15 protein-coding genes, 1 tRNA gene and 2 pseudogenes are annotated in these 17798 nt (G+C 62.1%); 9 read left to right on the forward strand and 9 right to left on the reverse strand.

What is annotated here, in order from left to right; genetic code table 11:
* Window positions 1–108 precede the first annotated feature (108 nt).
* From ACZYYX_RS11810 to ACZYYX_RS11825, 4 genes are all read left to right on the forward strand, one after another.
* Complete coding sequence (locus ACZYYX_RS11810; RefSeq protein ID WP_463814577.1) at window positions 109–1491, forward strand: FAD-binding oxidoreductase; 1383 nt, start codon at window positions 109–111, stop codon at window positions 1489–1491.
* Between the two features lie 82 nt (window positions 1492–1573).
* Window positions 1574–1650 (forward strand) — tRNA-Met (locus ACZYYX_RS11815).
* 1170 nt (window positions 1651–2820) lie between these two features.
* A complete protein-coding gene (locus ACZYYX_RS11820) occupies window positions 2821–4740 on the forward strand; it encodes an ATP-dependent nuclease (RefSeq protein ID WP_463814579.1) in 1920 nt (639 codons plus the stop codon).
* Window positions 4737–6272, forward strand: coding sequence for a UvrD-helicase domain-containing protein (locus tag ACZYYX_RS11825; RefSeq protein ID WP_178360849.1), 1536 nt, complete (start codon window positions 4737–4739; stop codon window positions 6270–6272). The genes ACZYYX_RS11820 and ACZYYX_RS11825 overlap by 4 nt, the downstream gene beginning before the upstream one ends.
* 328 nt (window positions 6273–6600) lie before the next feature.
* On the opposite strand, the gene ACZYYX_RS11830 is transcribed toward ACZYYX_RS11825, so the two are convergent.
* From ACZYYX_RS11830 to ACZYYX_RS11840, 3 genes are read right to left on the reverse strand one after another with little or no spacing between them, the layout of a single operon-like run.
* Window positions 6601–7914, reverse strand: a complete 1314-nt coding sequence (locus ACZYYX_RS11830; protein WP_463814580.1) for a tyrosine-type recombinase/integrase — start codon at window positions 7912–7914, stop codon at window positions 6601–6603.
* Window positions 7911–8093, reverse strand: coding sequence for a helix-turn-helix domain-containing protein (locus tag ACZYYX_RS11835; RefSeq protein WP_081650107.1), 183 nt, complete (start codon window positions 8091–8093; stop codon window positions 7911–7913). The genes ACZYYX_RS11830 and ACZYYX_RS11835 overlap by 4 nt, the downstream gene beginning before the upstream one ends.
* Before the next feature lie 6 nt (window positions 8094–8099).
* Window positions 8100–8909, reverse strand: a complete 810-nt coding sequence (locus ACZYYX_RS11840) for a helix-turn-helix domain-containing protein (RefSeq protein ID WP_178360847.1) — start codon at window positions 8907–8909, stop codon at window positions 8100–8102.
* A 680-nt stretch (window positions 8910–9589) separates the two neighbouring features.
* Here ACZYYX_RS11840 and ACZYYX_RS11845 point away from each other — a divergent pair.
* Window positions 9590–10321: a hypothetical protein gene (locus ACZYYX_RS11845; protein WP_463814581.1), complete on the forward strand. Its 732-nt coding sequence runs from the start codon at window positions 9590–9592 to the stop codon at window positions 10319–10321.
* A 451-nt stretch (window positions 10322–10772) separates the two neighbouring features.
* Here ACZYYX_RS11845 and ACZYYX_RS11850 read toward each other — a convergent pair whose 3' ends face one another.
* The 6 genes and pseudogenes from ACZYYX_RS11850 to ACZYYX_RS11875 form a co-directional block, all read right to left on the reverse strand.
* The gene (locus tag ACZYYX_RS11850) at window positions 10773–11114 is read right to left on the reverse strand and encodes a hypothetical protein (protein ID WP_178360696.1); all 342 of its coding nucleotides are present in this window, start codon (window positions 11112–11114) and stop codon (window positions 10773–10775) included.
* 143 nt (window positions 11115–11257) lie between these two features.
* Window positions 11258–12532 (reverse strand): sigma-70 family RNA polymerase sigma factor, encoded by a 1275-nt coding sequence (locus ACZYYX_RS11855; RefSeq protein WP_463814582.1) that lies wholly within the window; start codon window positions 12530–12532, stop codon window positions 11258–11260.
* A 77-nt stretch (window positions 12533–12609) separates the two neighbouring features.
* Entirely contained in the window at window positions 12610–13128 is a 519-nt protein-coding gene (locus tag ACZYYX_RS11860; RefSeq protein ID WP_218621181.1) for a helix-turn-helix domain-containing protein, read from the reverse strand.
* Window positions 13129–13254: 126 nt separating this feature from the next.
* Window positions 13255–13503, reverse strand: coding sequence for a helix-turn-helix domain-containing protein (locus ACZYYX_RS11865; protein ID WP_463814883.1), 249 nt, complete (start codon window positions 13501–13503; stop codon window positions 13255–13257).
* A gap of 124 nt (window positions 13504–13627) precedes the next feature.
* Window positions 13628–13972: pseudogene (locus tag ACZYYX_RS11870) on the reverse strand (recombinase family protein); the annotation flags it as partial.
* A 247-nt stretch (window positions 13973–14219) separates the two neighbouring features.
* Window positions 14220–14924: a YfbU family protein gene (locus ACZYYX_RS11875; protein ID WP_463814583.1), complete on the reverse strand. Its 705-nt coding sequence runs from the start codon at window positions 14922–14924 to the stop codon at window positions 14220–14222.
* 268 nt (window positions 14925–15192) lie between these two features.
* On the opposite strand from ACZYYX_RS11875, the gene ACZYYX_RS11880 reads away from it, so the two are divergent.
* From ACZYYX_RS11880 to ACZYYX_RS11895, 4 genes and pseudogenes are all read left to right on the forward strand, one after another.
* Window positions 15193–15567: an ArsR/SmtB family transcription factor gene (locus ACZYYX_RS11880; protein WP_178360843.1), complete on the forward strand. Its 375-nt coding sequence runs from the start codon at window positions 15193–15195 to the stop codon at window positions 15565–15567.
* Window positions 15564–16677: pseudogene (gene arsB, locus ACZYYX_RS11885) on the forward strand (ACR3 family arsenite efflux transporter); the annotation flags it as partial. The gene ACZYYX_RS11880 and the pseudogene arsB, both read left to right, overlap by 4 nt.
* Before the next feature lie 9 nt (window positions 16678–16686).
* Window positions 16687–17358, forward strand: a complete 672-nt coding sequence (locus ACZYYX_RS11890; RefSeq protein WP_178360841.1) for an arsenate reductase ArsC — start codon at window positions 16687–16689, stop codon at window positions 17356–17358.
* 6 nt (window positions 17359–17364) lie between these two features.
* Complete coding sequence (locus ACZYYX_RS11895) at window positions 17365–17784, forward strand: arsenate-mycothiol transferase ArsC (RefSeq protein ID WP_178360840.1); 420 nt, start codon at window positions 17365–17367, stop codon at window positions 17782–17784.
* Window positions 17785–17798: the final 14 nt, after the last annotated feature.

Consider the following 17798-nt stretch of genomic DNA (forward strand, 5'->3'; position numbering starts at 1 on the left):
GCGCGCTGACAGTGACACTTGGATTTCGCTTGGTGCCGTGGTCCAAGCCGTCGCCAAGCACCGTCGGTGATGCTCATCGTGCCACCAGGGCTTGACGAGAGGACTCCGATGACGATGACCACCGACGTGACGCGCGACGACGTGCTGCGCACGCTGCGCGACCATGTCGCCACCCATGTCGCGCTGCCGGGCGAGCCCGGCTACGAGCGCTGTGTGCCGTGGAATGTGGCAGCGCCGGTGACCCCAGCCGCGGTGGTGCTGGCGACGTCGCCCGCCGATGTGGCCGCGACCGTGCGATTCGCCGCGGCGCACGGATTCACCGTCACAGTGCAGGCGACCGGACACGGTGCCGTCGGCGTCGGGTCGACGACGATCCTGGTGCAGACCGCGGCGATGAAACACTGCACGGTCGACGTGCTGAATCGCACCGCCCGTGTCGAGGCGGGTGCGCGGTGGCAGGACGTGCTGGACGCCGCGACGCCCCACGGGCTGGCGCCGCTGTGCGGGTCGGCGCCCGGCGTGGGTGTCGTGGGATTCCTCACCGGCGGCGGGATCGGGCCGCTGGTGCGCACGGTGGGGTTGTCGTCGGACCATGTGCGCTCGTTCGACGTGGTGACGGGCGAGGGCCGGCTGCTGCGCGCAACGCCGGAGGAGAACGCGGACCTGTTCTGGGGTCTGCGCGGCGGCAAGGCGACGTTGGGCATCGCGACGGCCGTCGAGATCGATCTGCTGCCGATCGCCGAATTCTACGGCGGAGCAGTCTTTTTCGATGGTGCAGACGCGGGTGCGGTGCTGCATGCGTGGTCGGCCTGGAGTGCCGACCTGCCGGAGTCGGTGAACACGTCGCTGGCGATTCAGCAGTTGCCGCCGCTGCCGGGTGTGCCGGAAGCCTTGGCGGGCACGATGACGGTGGCGGTGCGGTACACCGCGGTCGGCGACATGGCTGAGGGGGAGCGGCTGTTGGCGCCGATGCGCGCGGTTGCCCCTGTGCTTCTGGACACCGTCGGGGTCATGCCGTATGCGGCCATCGGTGCGGTGCATGCAGATCCGGTGGACCCGATGCCGGTCACCGAGAACCATGCACTGCTGTCCGAGCTGACGCCGGAAGCCGTCGACGCGCTGATCGCGGTCGCGGGCCCCGGGTCGGGTTCGCCGCAGGCGATCGTGGAACTGCGGATGCTGGGCGGCGCGTTGGCGCGTGAACCGCGGCACCGCAGCGCGTTCTGTCATCGGGACGCGGCGTTCTGCTTGGCGACGATCGGCGTGGCCGCACCCGAGATCGTCGCGATGGTCGCTGAGCACGCCGCAGCGGTGGTTGCGGCCGTCGCGCCGTGGTCGACGGGCGGGCAGATGCCGAACTTCGCGCCGTCGTACGACCAGGCCCGCGCGGCGCGGGTCTACAGCGAGGACACGCTGCACTGGCTCGCGGCGCTGGCAGACCGCTACGACCCGGCGGGCGTGCTGGCGACCGGCCAGGTCATCCGGGCGTAGCCGTGTCCCACCGTCCGTTCGGGCCGATGAGCAGGCGATTTGGAGCCTTACCGACCACCCCGGTAACCTAGCGTTCACCCGTCGCGGGGTGGAGCAGCTCGGTAGCTCGCTGGGCTCATAACCCAGAGGTCGCAGGTTCGAATCCTGTCCCCGCTACCAGGTAAAACGGCCCTCGGAGATCTCTCCGGGGGCCGTTTTCATTGCGTTTGTGAACGGATTTGTGAACGTCCAATGATTCAGCGACTTCGCGGATCAGCCAGCCGGAGCCTTCTGCCGTGCAATGAGCTGCTGGTTAGACGTTGCGCTGGTCATGCGCTGGGCACGGTGGCAGGTTCGGCGCTTGCAGGTCGGCCGAGTGGCCAGATCCTGCGGTTCTTGCCGTCGCGTGCGATCTCGAACACGAATCGAGTTTGCGTAATCTGTGGCAGCGCGGCGAGCGTGTCACCGAGCACCGCCTCGACCGTGGCGGCGACGGCTTGAGCTATGTCGCCTGCGATATCACTTGTCCGCTCCGTTAGACCCGCACCCGCAGTGGGGGCGCGACGGCGCGCTAAACGCCACCCCAGTGTGTTTTCGTTCGTAGTCATAGAGGTCCTTGCCTGGTCCCGAGTGTTGGTCAACGCCAAATCACGCGGGAAACCTGGCCACAAAGTTGATGAGTCGATGCCCGATGCCGATAGAGGCCTCCACCGCGGCATCGGCGAGATACCGTTGGGCGATGGCCATGCCGGCCGATTTGGTCCCGGCAACTATGGCGCGGCTATGCGAGATGCATTCGAGGTAGGTTGCAGCGCTCAACATCAGGGTTTCAGCGATGCTCCCACCAAGTGCGCACGTCTCACGCCACTGGCTGCTCGCACGTTCGGCTGAAAATCCGGATCAGAATTTGCGCGACTATATACCCACATCCGACCACAGATTCGTCGAACTTCTGCGAGTCCTAGTTCGGAAAGCTCGGGTCGGTGACCGACGGCGCCTTGGTGTACGCCGATGTGGTAGAGCCACAACCAGTCCACATGTTTGCGCTGGACGGAATCTGGATCCTGTGGCATCTGATCTCCTAGTTGGTATGTGTCGCAACGCATCCGTCGTTCCGCCGACATCTTGCCGGTGTCATGCACGATGACGTAACACCTGCGGTTCTCCGAGCTTTAACCGGCCTTCTCAGCGAGCAGGGATCGGACGGACTTGCGGTGTTGCGGAGTGGCTGACTACTACTGCCTCGACGTCACCGTAAGGTGCAAGCGGCTGAGACAACCAGCTACCGACGTGGACGTATTGCGGCAGAGGGCTGGATGGCGGGGCGCGTCGGCAAGCGCGAGGGGGATCGTGTACTTACATACGCTGACAGTCAAGGGATTTCGCGCAAGTGGCGCAGGCGAGATCCAAGTTCAATTCCCAGGACGGTTCAGTGTCCTCATTGGCGGCAATGGCGCAGGTAAGACGACCATAGCCGAAGCTCTTTACCTGGGTCACCGACAGACCTTTCCAAGGGTGCCACCCATCAATTCAGCATCCCTCGGTTCCGGCGACCGGTCCATCGACGTCGAGTATTGGTATGAGAAGGAGTCCAAGACAGAGGGACCGCTTGGCCAAATGATGCAAGCTCAGGCCGGTGTCAGCGTTGCAGATGCTCCGGCTTTGCGCTGGGAGCGCCAACTATCTCGCAGCTTGGGCGTCGTGCGTGCGCAGAACGCTGGGACGGGTGAGACGGAACTCAGTGATGCTGTCAGTTTGGTCTACCTGCCAGCCTGGCGAAACCCGACCGAAGAGCTAGCACGCCGGGAAGTCAGGGTGCTGGTCGAGTTGCTTCGCGCCCAGCAGCAACGCGTTTCGGGATCTCGCAGCCTCATGGGACTCCGCCAGCGTGCTTGGGGTTTTCTTGAGGCGCTCACCAACGATGGTCTTATAAGCGCAGTCGAGGCCCGTATCAACGAGTCGCTAACAAACTTGACTGCCGGTGTTCGCCGCCAGTGGCCCTACGTCCGAGGGCAGGTGGTTGATGACGCTTATTTGGCCCGCGTTCTTGAGTTAATGCTTGCGGTGCTTGAGGGGCGTGACTTCGCGCGGCCCCTCGACGTCTCGGCTCTTGGATACGTGAACTTGCTGCACATCGCGGTCACGCTTGCAGCCATTCCGGACACGAATCCTCCCGAGAGCGAAAACGCAGTCGCGGCTGACGGAGCAGAGCCGCCGAGTGGCGAAGACAACGGCGAAGGATCTAACGATGTTGAGGCAGCACGACAGGCACTGATCCAAGCCCAAGAGGAAGCCGAATCGCTCGAAGACTCTTTCTTCGGCTCGGGGCCGTTCCACACCACCGTCGTGATCGAGGAGCCCGAGGCACATCTACATCCGCAGTTGCAGCATTCCCTCGTTCGGCACCTCAAACGTACGGTGGCCACCCGACCCGAGCTACAAGTTATCTTGTCTAGTCACGCTACAGATGTAATAACCTCGTGCGATCCCGATGAGATTGTCGTCCTACGCCAGCTTGCAGATGGAGAACGCCGAGCTTCGGCCGTCGCCCACATTCCTTTAGCTAACCGAGACAGTGTCATTCGCAAGGCGCGTCTGCATCTCGACGCGAGCCGATCCTCGGCGTTGTTCGCCGAAACTCTAGTTCTTGTAGAAGGAGTCACCGATGCCGCAGTAGTACGGGAGTTCGGGTGGGTGTGGGCATCAACTGATTTTGACAAGCGAGCTTTTGTCGATGCGCTCAGCATTGTCCCAATGGGGACCAAGGTGGGCTCGTGGGCAGTCGAACTTCTCTGTACGCAAGGACACGAACTGTGTACTCGGATGGCCGTCCTGCGCGATAGCGATAAAGAGTTCGGCGAAGAGCTGTCTGAACCGGCGTGGTTAGCAGAACACGATTCGAGACACGTTCGACTATTCCAAAGCCACCCGACGTTAGAGCCTGCCGTCACCTTCGGCAACGAGACCCTAGTATCGGACGCCCTGGTCGCAGTGGGCATTGAGCTCGAGAACGTCGATGCTGCAACGGTTCACACAGCTTTTCGAGGTGCTCGCAAGGCGACCCAGACCCGTGAGGCCACGCCCGCCGGACCGGGCGCTAAGAAGAAGGGCGAGTTCGCGCTTGCATTTGCAGAGCGCCTAGTCCGTGCGCGAGACGAACGAAGCACCGTTGTACTTCCCGCTCATCTAAGAAAGATGTTCGACTACTTGTTTGGGGTCGACGGCCCACCAGAAAGTTTGACTGAAGACGATGAGCCGTCGCAACTATGACCCGAGAACTCGACCATTCAAATCCCATAGAGCGACTCACTGATGAGCAGATGATCGCGGCTGGGAGCGACAACCCAAGGGTATTCCTTGAGGCCGCGCCGGGCTCAGGCAAAACTACCGTCGCAGCCAACCGTTTCGGGGTGCGCCGCTACCGCATTTCACGTACGCCCTCACGCACATTCGATGGTCGAGCGGTCATTGCCGTCAGCTTCACGCGGTCGGCCACGCGTGAGCTTCGAGCAAGGGTGCGAACTACGTGGGGCACTAGCGATCTCCCTTGGCCGCATCGCATAACGACATTGGATGCCTTGATCTATGAGTTGGTGCGCAGCCTCCTCGGTTCGGGTTTGATCGCATGGCCCGGCGGCCACACCGCCCTCACGGTTCACGACACGTGGAAAGTTCTCGTCGAGCATGAATGGACCCGCTCCGTCGCGCAGGTGTATCTATTCGAAGGAAAAGTGTCGGTCCGCACGACCTACGACGAGTCGGGTATGCGTCCGGTCGTGTCAGCGTTCGAGGACGCCATTGCACTTGGGCTCTGTACCCATGACGATGTGCGTCGAGTGCTCGACTTTGCGCTAAAGCGGCCGGAAATATGGTCTGCCCTGAGGGATCACGTTGCGAACACCATCAGGGCTTTGATCGTTGACGAGGTGTTCGACGCCAACGAACTCGACATCGCTGTAATCGAATTGGCCACGGGGGCGGGGGTCGATGTGACCCTCATCGGTGATCCGTGGCAAGCACTTTATGGCTTTCGGGGCGCGCGCCCAGATCTAGTCCCTGGCGTACTGCAAAAGGCCGATTTTCGGACACTGAAACTGACGAAGTCTTTCCGCTGGCGTACCGAGAAACAACGTGAGTTGGCGGAAACTTTGAGATCGGGCAGCCCGGTTGAACTTGGAACTATCACGGCGACGGAGCTGATCGATCTGCCGACTGATGTTGTGCTGGCTCCTCTGTGGGATCAACTTTGGTCAGCAGCAACGACGGTGCTACCGATAGCTTGGGGCTCGGCCAAAGGCAATATTGTCGAGGCCGCAACTACTGTTTTGTTAAACCAGTGCACGACAGTGCTTTTCGCAACGAAGGCGACTTACCTGAATGATGCTCTGTCGACGCTTGGTGTTGACGACACCATTCTCAAACCCCTTGAGCCAGGCTTGACCGGCGTTCTTGAACTAGTGGAGGCCGCGGAGGGAAAGAATCACTGGCGTGATGCCTACGACGCGATGGTGGGAGTGCTCGGCGGGGTTTGCTCGGTGGGTTTTCCTAAGGTGCACGCGAATTATCTCGCGCGCCTGAAACTCCTACAGCCACGGTTGCGGTCTGAAGGTAATGTCGTTCCTGGCATGACAATCCACCAAGCCAAGGGGCGAGAGTGGGATAACGTTGCGTGCAGGTTCACCGACTCAGAAGTGGCGGCACTTGCCGGAGGTCTGACAAGCGCCAACGAGAAACATCGGCAGTTGTATGTTGCGTGTACGCGCGCGCGGTTCTCCACTCGACGCCTCATCGTCACTGGATAGAAACCTGCAAAGGACGTCACAACCCGAACCGTGCACACAGCAGGATTGCGGATCGGTAGGTAAAGTTTGCGAATCAACAGGACCCGATCGACGTCGATGCCAAATCCGCCAGTGGCTGGCGAGCGACCCGCCATACGCATCGGTGACCGTCGGTTGGGGCTTGCCTGGAGCACCGCGGGTGGCCTGATCTGGCGTGTTCCCGCTGAATGAGTGAAGACGAACACGTCAACTTCGCCCCAGAAGTCCGTGCCGCTTGCACTGATCCTGAGCTGCGGCGGCCCCGCCGGCTTCGTCCAAGTGTTCATCGAAGCCAGGCGCCAACATTCGGCTAAGAGCCGTATCCCTCACCAATCAAGAACGCCGCGGCCTGCTCAGCAGCCTCTCTGTCGTCGTTCTTGAGCACATGGGCATAGGTCTGCAGGAAGAACCCGACGTCTGCGTGCCCGATGCGCTCGCTCACAATCTTGGGACTGACGCCAGCCTTCAGCGCAGCGGTCGCGTATGAGTGCCGAAGATCGTGGAAGGTGATGCGCTCAAGGCCGGCAGCAGCCGCCAGGCGGTCGAACCGTTGTCGGATGGAATCGGGGTGCGGTGGTCGGCCGTCCTGGAACGTAAAGACGTAGTTCCCGGGGTGATAGTCCGTCCCGAAGAATGCCCGTTCTTCGTTCTGGAACTCACGCCACTTGTCAAGTGCCGCAGCGGTAGTTCGATCAATCGCGATGGTTTGATCTGCGTTGCGCGTCTTGCCGCCAGCCTTATCTCGCGCATGCCCACCAACGACCACTCGATTGTCGTGCACCGTGATTTCGCGAGCGTCTAGGTCGACGTCGTGCCACCTGAGGCCACAGATCTGGCCACGACGTATTCCGGTGGTGAGTTCCAGAAGAAACAGCGCGGCGAAGCGGTCGTGACTTACCGCCCGCAGAAACTTCTGAATGTGCTCCGGGTTCCATACGGTGCGGCGAGCCCGGGAACGTTTCGGCGGCCTCACGTTCGCTGCTGGATTGTGAGCCTTGTACTTCCACGCGACGGCATCGACCAACGCACGGTGGATCATGGCGTGAATGTTTCGAACGGTCTTCGGTGCTAGCCCGGGATTCACCCTTCCCGGTACGATTCCTGCTTTGTACCGGCGGACAGCGGCACGAGCGGCGTGGATCGTTGTGCCACAAGCGTTAGCGACTTCACGGGGCGCCGGCGACTCTCCGTCGATCAGATGGCTTAGCCAATAGCGATACATCTCGTAGTTTCGGTCTTGCTTGATCCGACCTTGGGCAAGAAGCTTGGCATACAGCTTCAGCAGTTGTGGCTCATCGAGCTGCTGGAGCTTTTCTGCCCCGATGTGCGGCACAACATAGCTCTTGGCGTAGTCCTTCCAGTTCTGCCACGTTGTGGCATCCATTGATGCCTCAACGGCGACGAACCATTCCGCGAAGAATTGAGCAACCGTGCGGGTAGAGGGTCGGACCACGCGACCCTGATCGGCATCCCGCATGGCATCGCGACACGCCTTCCATGCTTCCTTCTCAGTCGGAAATCCGCCCTTCGAGATCGTGGGATATTCGCCGGTGGACGAATCTCTTTCAGGCGCTCGGAAACGGTATGTCCATGTCCGCCCACGCTGATAGACGGCTCCCTTCACGAGGCGATCAACTCACGCAGCTCGGCAGTGACGATGTAGACGCGTCCTCCCAGCCTGCGCACTGGAAGCTCGCCAGAAGCAGCAAGCCGGTAAGCAGCAGCGCGGCTAATTCCCAGAATGCTGGCTGCGCGGGGTACTGCGAGGAGCAGCGGCAGATGATCAAATACGTTTGACTCCACTTGATTTCACCTCCCCTCGCCCGTGGTCGAATTGTCGGTAGACACTGACAGTTTCTGAGGGCTGCATCGCGGGCAGAACTCCGCTGCTTCTGTGCCGTCCGACTGTGTGACTGTGATCGTGCGCGACGAGGGGTCTTCGCACTCGCCGCACCACGGAGTCTTTCGCCGTATGGAAAAGGTCGGTGGAGCTGGCAGCTCGGATAGACGCGACGCGAGAACGGCAGCCGGATTACGGACTCCCTTAGGCCGTGATGAAAGGTGGGCCAACAGGGTTTGCGACGTCCAGCCCGCCGCAAATGCCTCCTCAATTGCCGGTGACAGTCTTCTCGCTTCGCTGCTGCTAATTCGCCACGGCGTGGGAAGAGACTCCAGCACGGAGGCCGATGATGGTTCGGATGGTGGTTCTCTTGAAGGGTTCAAGGGGTCCGTGAATTGGACCTCCGGCGGTCCGGGAGGTGAACCTTCCCGGTCTGGAGATTGGACGGGCCCCGTCGCGTTGGCGGACTGTGGGAGTCCGACATCAAGACTGGGGCGCGAGTGCGTCGCATCCGGAAGGTTGAGATTGTAATGACTTGGGCGTCTGGCTCCGGATTTGTGGTACTGGGCAACTCGTACTACGAGCCCGGCCTCTTCCAGCTTGCTGAGCGCCTTTAGGACCGTGCTTCGCGCAGCACGAGATTCCGACACGAGCGTACCGAGGGACGGGTAGCAGGAGAGGCTCTCGTCTGCGCGGTTCGCTAGCAGCACGAGGATAAGACGCTCGATCGGAGTCGAGACCTCGATACTTATTGCCCAGTTGAGTGCTTTCCAACTCATCTATCGCCCCCACTTGCCAACGGTGTTTCGTTAGTCATTCGGCTTCCAAACTTCTCTCGAACGGACACAGGCGATCGCTCGGACGGTCGCCGTGCTGGCTTACTCCGGCTGCCACAAGCGATAGCAATCTCGGTGAACTGGAACGTAGTTGAACGGATGAAACGGCGTCCACCACGTTGGGCGACTTAGTCAGATTTCAATTCTTGTCGTCATCCTGCCCGGACAGCATGCGAATTTTGGAGCGGCGCGGACGCTTCACGGTGCCCCGCCATATCGTTGCGCAGCGGGGGCGTCCGAATAGTCTTTACAAAGACCGCAGATATGCGTCCTCGTCTACGTGCGTGTACCCGGAAGTCCCGAAATGGGCATGCAGCAACAGAGTTGATCACTAGTTGGCCATTGGTTGGCTATTAGCTGTGCACTGGTGAAGCATTCGTTAGTTCCATGAACATCTGTTTTTCAGAAAATCAGACACAGCGATCAGTGCTGTTCTTATGCAACACCTTTAGATTGGTGGTCAATGAGCCCGCGCAACAGTTATCCTGGGGGTGTGTACTGCACAACGTTGGCTACGGGCTCTTGGCGATGGCCAGATGGCCCCGCCGAACGCGCGTCCCTCGTCGATGTGGCAACTGTGACACCGGGTCGAAGAGGCGTCTCTGAGGTCACGGAGGCATGTTGTGAACGATGAACTGAGTCAAGCAAATAACCGCGGATTCGAACTCGGCAGGAGACATGCCGCGCTTGCGGATGTCATTGGGCAAGCAGCGCTCTGGGCACGCTCTTTCGGGCTTTCAACCGCCGAGGTCCTACCTGATGGATCAGTGTTCGTGACATACCCGCTCGCACAGCATGCTGAATGCCTGGTGGAGCTTTGGAATCGCCTTGGAGGCGCGTGCGTCGACCTTGCATCTTCTTTCGAGGACGGCATGAGCGCACGAAGTGCGTCAGTTGCGCCGCCGCCCAGGGACGAAGGCGCGATTCGAATAACTACATACTTGAGCGGCGCAGACTTCGTGCACGTCCTCCAATCAAGAAGCGCGTATCGCTCTACTTTGCAGGACTTTTGGCGCAACGAAGTGACGAGCGCATCACTGTATCTCAGCGTCTCTGGTATTTGTACGGACGAACTGGAACGGTATGCCTCGATCTCACAAGCGCTCTTTGATGACGCTTCGGCTGTGGTGCGTGACGCGTACGCACATGCCGTTGCGGCGACCTACGGGCGGATTTGGGCCCGTGCTTCTCACGCCAACGAGGGTCGCGCACTCATCGCATGGATGAAGGCTCTGGTTGACGTAGGGTTCAGCTTCGAGGAGTGCGTCTCGGAACTGCGTGACCTGGAAGTGGCATCGCCCCACGCGGTGTCCTATTGCCTCCAACGCAGAAGTGCATGGCTGCACGACGGATGATCGGACTTATTCTCGCGGACATTGTGGGGACGGAGTCCAATGTCCGAAGGTGCTGATGGTCGACGTCGCAACTGGCGATATCGCGAAAAGCGGATGAGCACAAAGCTCTTAGCGAAGCGCGTTAGTCAAGAGGATCACGACCTGGTGGTCGCATACGCCAAGAACTTGCATGTCACAGTCGCCGACCTCCTTGCCCCGGCTGTGCAGGACCTTATCAACCGGGCCAGCGCCCACAACGCAATGGCAACCGTAGATCCGGCTGAACACGGAAACCATGAAAGAGATAATCAGTGAGCGGCCTGTCTTGTCAGTATTACAGTCCCGCAAGCTGATTGCGCTTTCGCTGGGCGTAGTGAGCCCGACGTGTTGGGGCCGATCGAGAGGTAGCGACCGTGATATCCGACGCCAGAGTTCAGGGAGTGAGCGAGTTGCAAAGAGTCGCTGACTCGCGTCAAGGCGGAGGTTGCCCGCCTGTGTCAGAGCGAGGCAAGCCGTAGCGAGCGCCGATCTCTTCCTCGCTTAAAGTGGGGCCGGCTGCGATATCGGCTTCTGACTCCAGCAGCGCCTCGCGAAGGTCCGCCTCATCGATGGGCCAGTCGTCGACTTCTTCTTGGTCGAGTGCGCCGCTATCGTCCTGGGAGGGCGGGTCGGGCGCTTCCCAGACCCCAGCTTCAGTCTCGGGCAGGGGCGCATCGAAGTCATCTGGGATGGCCAGGTCGGGCAGTTGACCGAAACGGCGCGGGGGAGTGGGAGGCGGCAGCTTCGACGCGGTGTCACCGCCCTCGTTCGTCACATCTGAAGGGTAAGTGAAGCACATGTCGCATCACACGTCGGATCACCGTAGCCACTTGCCGGTTGCCCCTGTTGTTTACCATCACGACCAGGGCACCTTGCTGGTGGGGCGGCCGGGTGATAGCCCACTTTCTTGTTTCGGCGTCAGGTCTCGTCGAAGAAGCTAGCGGCTTGGTCGCGAATGCGCGCGAGCCGCTTCGATACGGCGCTGTGACTGCTGTAGCCGAGGATCTTGCCGACGTCGGTGAGGGAGGTGACTCCGCTGCGTAGGACGACCACCACTTCGCGGTCGCGGGGGTTGAGCAGAGTCAGGAAGTCGCTGCATGCAAGCTGGCCGACGACTTCGGTTTCGGGTCCGTGAACCGGGGTGGTGTGATCGACTTCGACGAAGGTGACGGTGACCTTAGAGCGCTTATGGTTGAGCGTCCGGTCGAAGTCTTCCTTGGCGTGTGACCACCGGTCGGAAAAGTCGTCGTGGACCCGGTGGGACCGCACGGCGTCGAGAATGTCGCGCAGCCGGCCGGTCTTGTCGGCGGCGTCGACGGTGCGCTCGACGAACTCAGCGGCTTCCTCTTCCCCGGCCCACAGGTCAGAACCCACTCGGGGGCCGCCGGCGGTGACGCCTTCGAGAATCTCGCCGTTGCTCAGCCTTACCGGGCCAACAGGGCCATCGGTGTCGATAATCGGCCAGGTCCGCATCTCGTCTTCCATGGCCTCGGTGACCGCGGGAACCCAGAAGTCGAGGTTGTGCGCCAGGATGCGGATCGGGTCGTCCTTAGTGAAGGCCATCTGGGGTGATCCGGGCATGAGGTGACGCCAGATCGCGGCCTCCCAGGCCCGCGACAGCCGCTGACTGAAGTCCGCGGGCAGGTAGGGGTCCGGGTTGGTCAGTTCCGTCCAGAAGGGCCATTGGCCACCAGTGAGCGTCGGCAGGCCGTACCGGTCCAACGTGGCGCGAGGGAGCAGGTGAAACAGGGGTGCGTAGTCGTAATAGCGGGTCTGCGTGCGGGGGATGAACACGATGTTGTTGTCACCGAGATCGGCGATGCGGGCCAGGTCGGGAGGCAATTTCGCATAGTCGTCGGTGTCAGCGTCGGTGTCGTCGTGAAAGAAGCGGCGCCGAAACTGGGCGGCCTCCCACAACGCATTCCACCGAGCCACCGCGAAGATCCTGGCCCCACGGGTTTCGAGGTCGGTGGTGGTGCTGCTCGGCATGGGGACGCTGACGTATTCCGGGCGATCCGGGGTATCGGGCCTGATGACCGCCTGGAAGAACGCCAGCCCTGCAGACATGTTCCACATGCGCGGATAGCGATCTGGGCCGGCCAGATCCTCACTGGAGTTGAGAAGGACGTCCCGGCGAGGGTCGTCGTCGCCGTCGTTAGAGTCGGTGGTGGTGTCGTCAGACATGGTGGTCATACCTATCTCACGACACTGCCGTGCCGATTCGTTCCATTGCCAGGCAGATAATTTTCGAAGCTGCGAATCGCGCCGCATCAGCTGACCGAGCGCAACACGCGGATGCGCTGCTCATCGGAAAGGAGTCCACCCATCGGTGAGACTTCGCGCATCTCGATGCAGTCACGGCTGAGGCCAGTCAAGACACGACGAATACTGGGTATATCGCCGTCGCTCAGTAGGGACTGCCAGCGGTCGAGGTGACGCATGTGAGGCTCACCGGTGACGTTGGACCGTAATCGTCGTAGGTTCCGTTCGATCGAGAGTTGTTGTTGTGTGAGGGCGGAACGTGTGAGGTGTTTAGCCAGCTCGCGGTGAAGCATCCACGACCGGCGTTCTGAACGCGTCAACTCGGGACTAATTGGTTGGCGGGTGATTTCGAGGCGATAGCCCATGCAGGACAGCAGCCGGTCGAGTTGCTCATCGCTGAGTTCAACTTTGCCGGAGAGGAACTGGCTGATGCTTGGCTGATGTACGCCGCTGAACCGGGACAACTCAGACTGAGTGGTGCCCGTTTCGTGCATCACCGTCCGCAGGACGCCGCTACGATCACTCATGCCCACTATAGTAGTGAATACTATAGGTCAGCAAACGGCCCGACAGCCAATTGCTCATCCAGCGCTATCTGCAGCTCCTCGACGAGCTGACACGCTGCGCCGCAACAACTCCTGAGGTAGCGCGAGTTAGTGCCTTTCCTCGAAGCACATTCGCTCAGGCAACGTGCCGGCATCTGGGCCGTCCTGCGTCGGAATTGCTGGCCGGGGCGCCAGGCTGTGGGTTGCCGCCGCGGTGATGGTGAAGTCCTCGCCGCCCTTGACCAGTGCTGGCGCGCCACCGAGGCTGCGATAGACGCTGGATCGAGAGATGCCGAGGGTGCGGGCGATCTGGGCGCGGGGGGTGCCGGCCTGGTCGAGGGCCTGGGCGGCGGCGATGGTGTCGGCCGTAAGTCCCGGACGCCCAGGATGGCGGCCGTTCGCACGGGCTGCTGCGACACCAGCGGCGGTGCTCGGCGGCGATGGCTCGCTCGAACTCGGCGACGGCCCCGAAAACTTGAAAAATCAGGCGACCGCCGGGGGTAGTGGTGTCGATGACCTCGATGACCTCGATGACCTCGATGACCTCGATGACCTCGATGACCTCGGTGAGCGAGCGGAGCTCGACGCCGCGGTCCTGGAGGTCGCTGGCCACAGCGAGCAGGTGCGGGAGCGATCGGCCGAGGCGGTCCAGCCGCCACACCATGAGCACGTCCCCGCGTCGGGCATAGTTCAGGAGCGCGGCCAGCTCGGGGCGATCGTCACGAGCACCGGATATGCGCTCAGACCAAATTCGCTCGGCCCCAGCCTCCGTCAGCGCCTTTATCTGCATGTCCGGGGGACTGGTGCAGCGTCGGGACTCGCGCATATCCCAGCAGCGTCACCGGCAGGTCCTCCCTCGTCAGTGGGGCACGGGGGATTCAGACCCAACCGGGACGCTTGCGGCCGGGCGGCAGCCATCTGTGTTCTTAAATGTGTCCCCGTTCCCCACAGTCTGAGACACAATTCTGGGACACCCGACTGACATTTCTGCCCAGTCGCAGAACCCGTGTTCACCCTGTCGCTCAATAGGTCGTTAGGCCGACTTCTGCGCGGCCGGGGGGCCGGCCCCCGAGCTACCCGCGGCGTGACGGGTGGACCCGAGCCGCGGCGATCTGCTCCAGCTCTTCCAGGGACAGCAGGTAGGCCTTTCGGTGGTACCCGCGGTCGCGGTTGGCCTTGATGCGGCGGTGCTCGGCGAGCATCCGCGTGTACTCGTCTAGCACCGGGGAGTGCGAATTTCCGCCATCGTTGCGGTCGAGTTGCGGCCGTAGTTCGGGCCACTTGCCATCGCCCATCAGGAACTCGACGTAGCTGGCCATGCGGCTTTCGAGCCTGTGGTTGCCGTCGAAGCCCTCGAACTCCAGCTCGTGACTCAGCTCCTCGCTGACGGGAGTCCCCTCTTTTTCCAGCTCTTTGATGCTGAACGTGATCATGCGGAACATGTCGAGGATGTCCAGTACGCGCTCGCAGTCGCGCTTGGACAGCTCGGTGCGGAAGCCGGCGACCTCCCGCCAATATTCCGTGGTGAAGCCCGACTCAATGACCCGTGCACTCTTCAGGTGGGAACGCGGGTCGATCTCGCTGTCGTCTTCGGGCACCACGTGCGCGAGGATCCGGTGGAGTAGCGAGAGCACCTGTCGGTCGGCGATGCGCATGGTCGTTGGTGCCGGTAGGTCGCCTTGGTCTTCGTCTTCTTCTGGCTCGTACCCGGGGACGATTGCCGCCATGACCAGGTTGCGGACGTATTCACTGACGGTGATCCCCTCTTCGTCGGCCATGTCCTTGAGCTGATCGCGGACCTGGTCGTCTACTCGGATGTTCAAGACGGCCATGCCGCCTCCCTTCATGTTGATGTATGTCTTGTATGACGATCATCGTAACATTGTCATCCACCATTACACGGATGACGCAGAGCGGCCTCCGCGGCGATCCTTCGGGGAATTGATGGCAACTCGGCCGGTGGCCACGCGCAACCAAACGGCCCACTTGGCAGCGTTCACCTGTCGTTGGCTTGCGCCTTGTTTCGATATCGGTCAATATCGATGTATGTCGAATCAAGAGGCCGTGGCGGTCGATGCGTGTTGCGTCACGCCGCCCCTGCTGCGTGAGCCACTGACGGAGCCTGCGGCTGCCGAGATGGCCAAGAAGTTGAAGGCGCTGGCGGATCCGGTGCGGCTGCGGCTGTTCAGTGCGATCGCCAGTCATTCCGGTGGTGAGGCGTGCGTGTGTGACGTCTCGGGTGGCATCGACGTTTCGCAGCCCACGGTGTCGCATCACCTCAAGGTGCTGCGTGCCGCTGGTTTGCTGACCTCGGAGCGTCGGGCGTCGTGGGTGTACTACGCGGTGGTTCCGGAGGCGCTGCGCGAGATAGCGGCGCTGCTGGATCTCCACACCGCAGCACTGACAGGAGCAACGGCATGACCGACACGGTGGCAAATCCTTCAGCGCCGGTGGTGGGCAAGCTGTCCACCCTCGACCGGTTCCTGCCGGTGTGGATCGGTGTCGCGATGCTCGCGGGGTTGCTGCTGGGCCGCTGGATTCCCGGACTCGATAACGCGCTGGACGGCGTTCAGGTCGACGGCATCTCGTTGCCGATCGCCCTGGGCCTGCTGATCATGATGTACCCGGTGCTGGCGAAGGTCCGCTATGACCGCCTCGACACCGTGACCGGCGACCGCAAGCTTCTGCTGAGTTCCCTGTTCTTGAACTGGGTGTTCGGTCCGGCGTTGATGTTCGCCCTGGCCTGGCTGATGCTGCCCGACCTGCCCGAGTACCGGACCGGGCTGATCATCGTGGGCCTGGCCCGCTGCATCGCCATGGTGATCATCTGGAACGACCTGGCCTGCGGTGACCGGGAAGCCGCCGCCGTGCTAGTCGCGCTGAACTCGATCTTCCAGGTCATCATGTTCGCCGTCCTGGGCTGGTTCTACCTGTCAGTCCTGCCCGGCTGGCTGGGCCTGGAGCAGACCACCATCAGCACCTCGCCGTGGCAGATCGCCAAATCGGTGCTCATCTTCTTGGGCATCCCGCTGCTGGCGGGCTATCTGTCGCGCCGGCTCGGGGAGAAGACCAAGGGCCGCGACTGGTACGAATCGAAATTCCTGCCGCGGATCGGTCCGTGGGCGCTCTACGGGCTGCTGTTCACCATCGTCATTCTCTTTGCGCTGCAGGGTGAACAGATCACCAGCCGGCCTCTCGACGTGGTGCGCATAGCTCTTCCGTTGCTGGCGTACTTCGCGATCATGTGGGGCGGCGGATACCTGCTGGGTGCCGCGATTGGCCTGGGCTATCAACGCACCACCACTTTGGCGTTCACCGCGGCGGGCAACAACTTCGAGTTGGCCATCGCCGTCGCGATCGCCACCTACGGCGCCACCTCCGGGCAAGCCCTCGCCGGGGTCGTCGGCCCGCTCATCGAGGTCCCGGTCCTGGTCGCGTTGGTGTACGTGTCGCTGGCGCTACGCCGACGCTTCCGCGACGGCGACACGACCACGTCCACCACCGTTTCGCCGTCGTCGACGACACAGGAGTCCTGACACCATGTCCGAGAGCCCAGCCGCCCTGCGCCCGCACCGCGACCTGTCCATCGACCAACGGCACGCGCTCACCACCGCGGCCACCCGGTTGGAACGCGACTTCGGCGACAGCTTCAACGTCGAGACCATCGAACGGTTCCTGCACACCTCCTATGACCAGTTCGCCGGCCGCGCCACCGTCCCGAACTTCCTGCCCCTGCTAGCCGAACGATTTGCCCGTCAACGCCTGCACGCCTTGGCCCGGGTGGAGGGCAAGATCAGCGACGGAAAGCCTACGGTGCTGTTCCTGTGCACCCACAACGCTGGTCGTTCTCAGATGGCGCTGGGCTTCTTCTGCCACTTCGCCGGTGACGACGCGGTGGCCTGGTCCGGTGGCTCCGAACCCGGTGATGCCATCAACCCGTCAGCGGTCACGGCGATGGCCGAGGTCGGGATCGACATCACCGGTGAGTTCCCCAAGCCGTGGACCGACGAGATCGTCCAGGCCGCCGACGTGGTGATCACCATGGGCTGCGGAGACGCCTGCCCCGTCTTCCCCGGCAAGCGGTACGTGAACTGGGAGCTGCCCGACCCGGCCGGCCAAGGCCTCGAGGCGGTCCGCCCCATCCGCGACGACATCGAAGACCGCGTCCGGCGGCTGCTGGCAGACCTCGACGTCACCGTCGGCCAGGGCTGACCGGCGATGACTGACACCTCCACACCGTCGGTGCTGTTCGTCTGCGTCAAGAACGGCGGCAAATCCCAGATGGCCGCCGGCCTGATGCGCCAACTCGCCGGTGACACCGTGACCGTGCACTCGGCCGGGACGAAACCCGGTGGCGCGGTCAACGATCTGTCCGCGCAAGCCCTTCTGGAGGTGGGCGTCGACATCACCACCGAGCAGCCCACACCGGTGGACTACGAGCTGGCCCGCGACGTGGACCTGGTGGTCACCCTCGGCCGGGAAGCCAAGCTGGATCCGCTGCCGGGCACCCGAGTAGAGAACTGGGACACCGACGAACCTTCCGACCGCGGCATCGACGGCCTCGAACGCATGCGCCTGGTCCGCGACGACATCACCGCCCGCGTACAGCGACTGCACACCACCCTCACCAACGCCTGACACCCACCCCCGCT

It is taken from the genome of Mycobacterium sp. IDUB_1 (assembly GCF_055419625.1).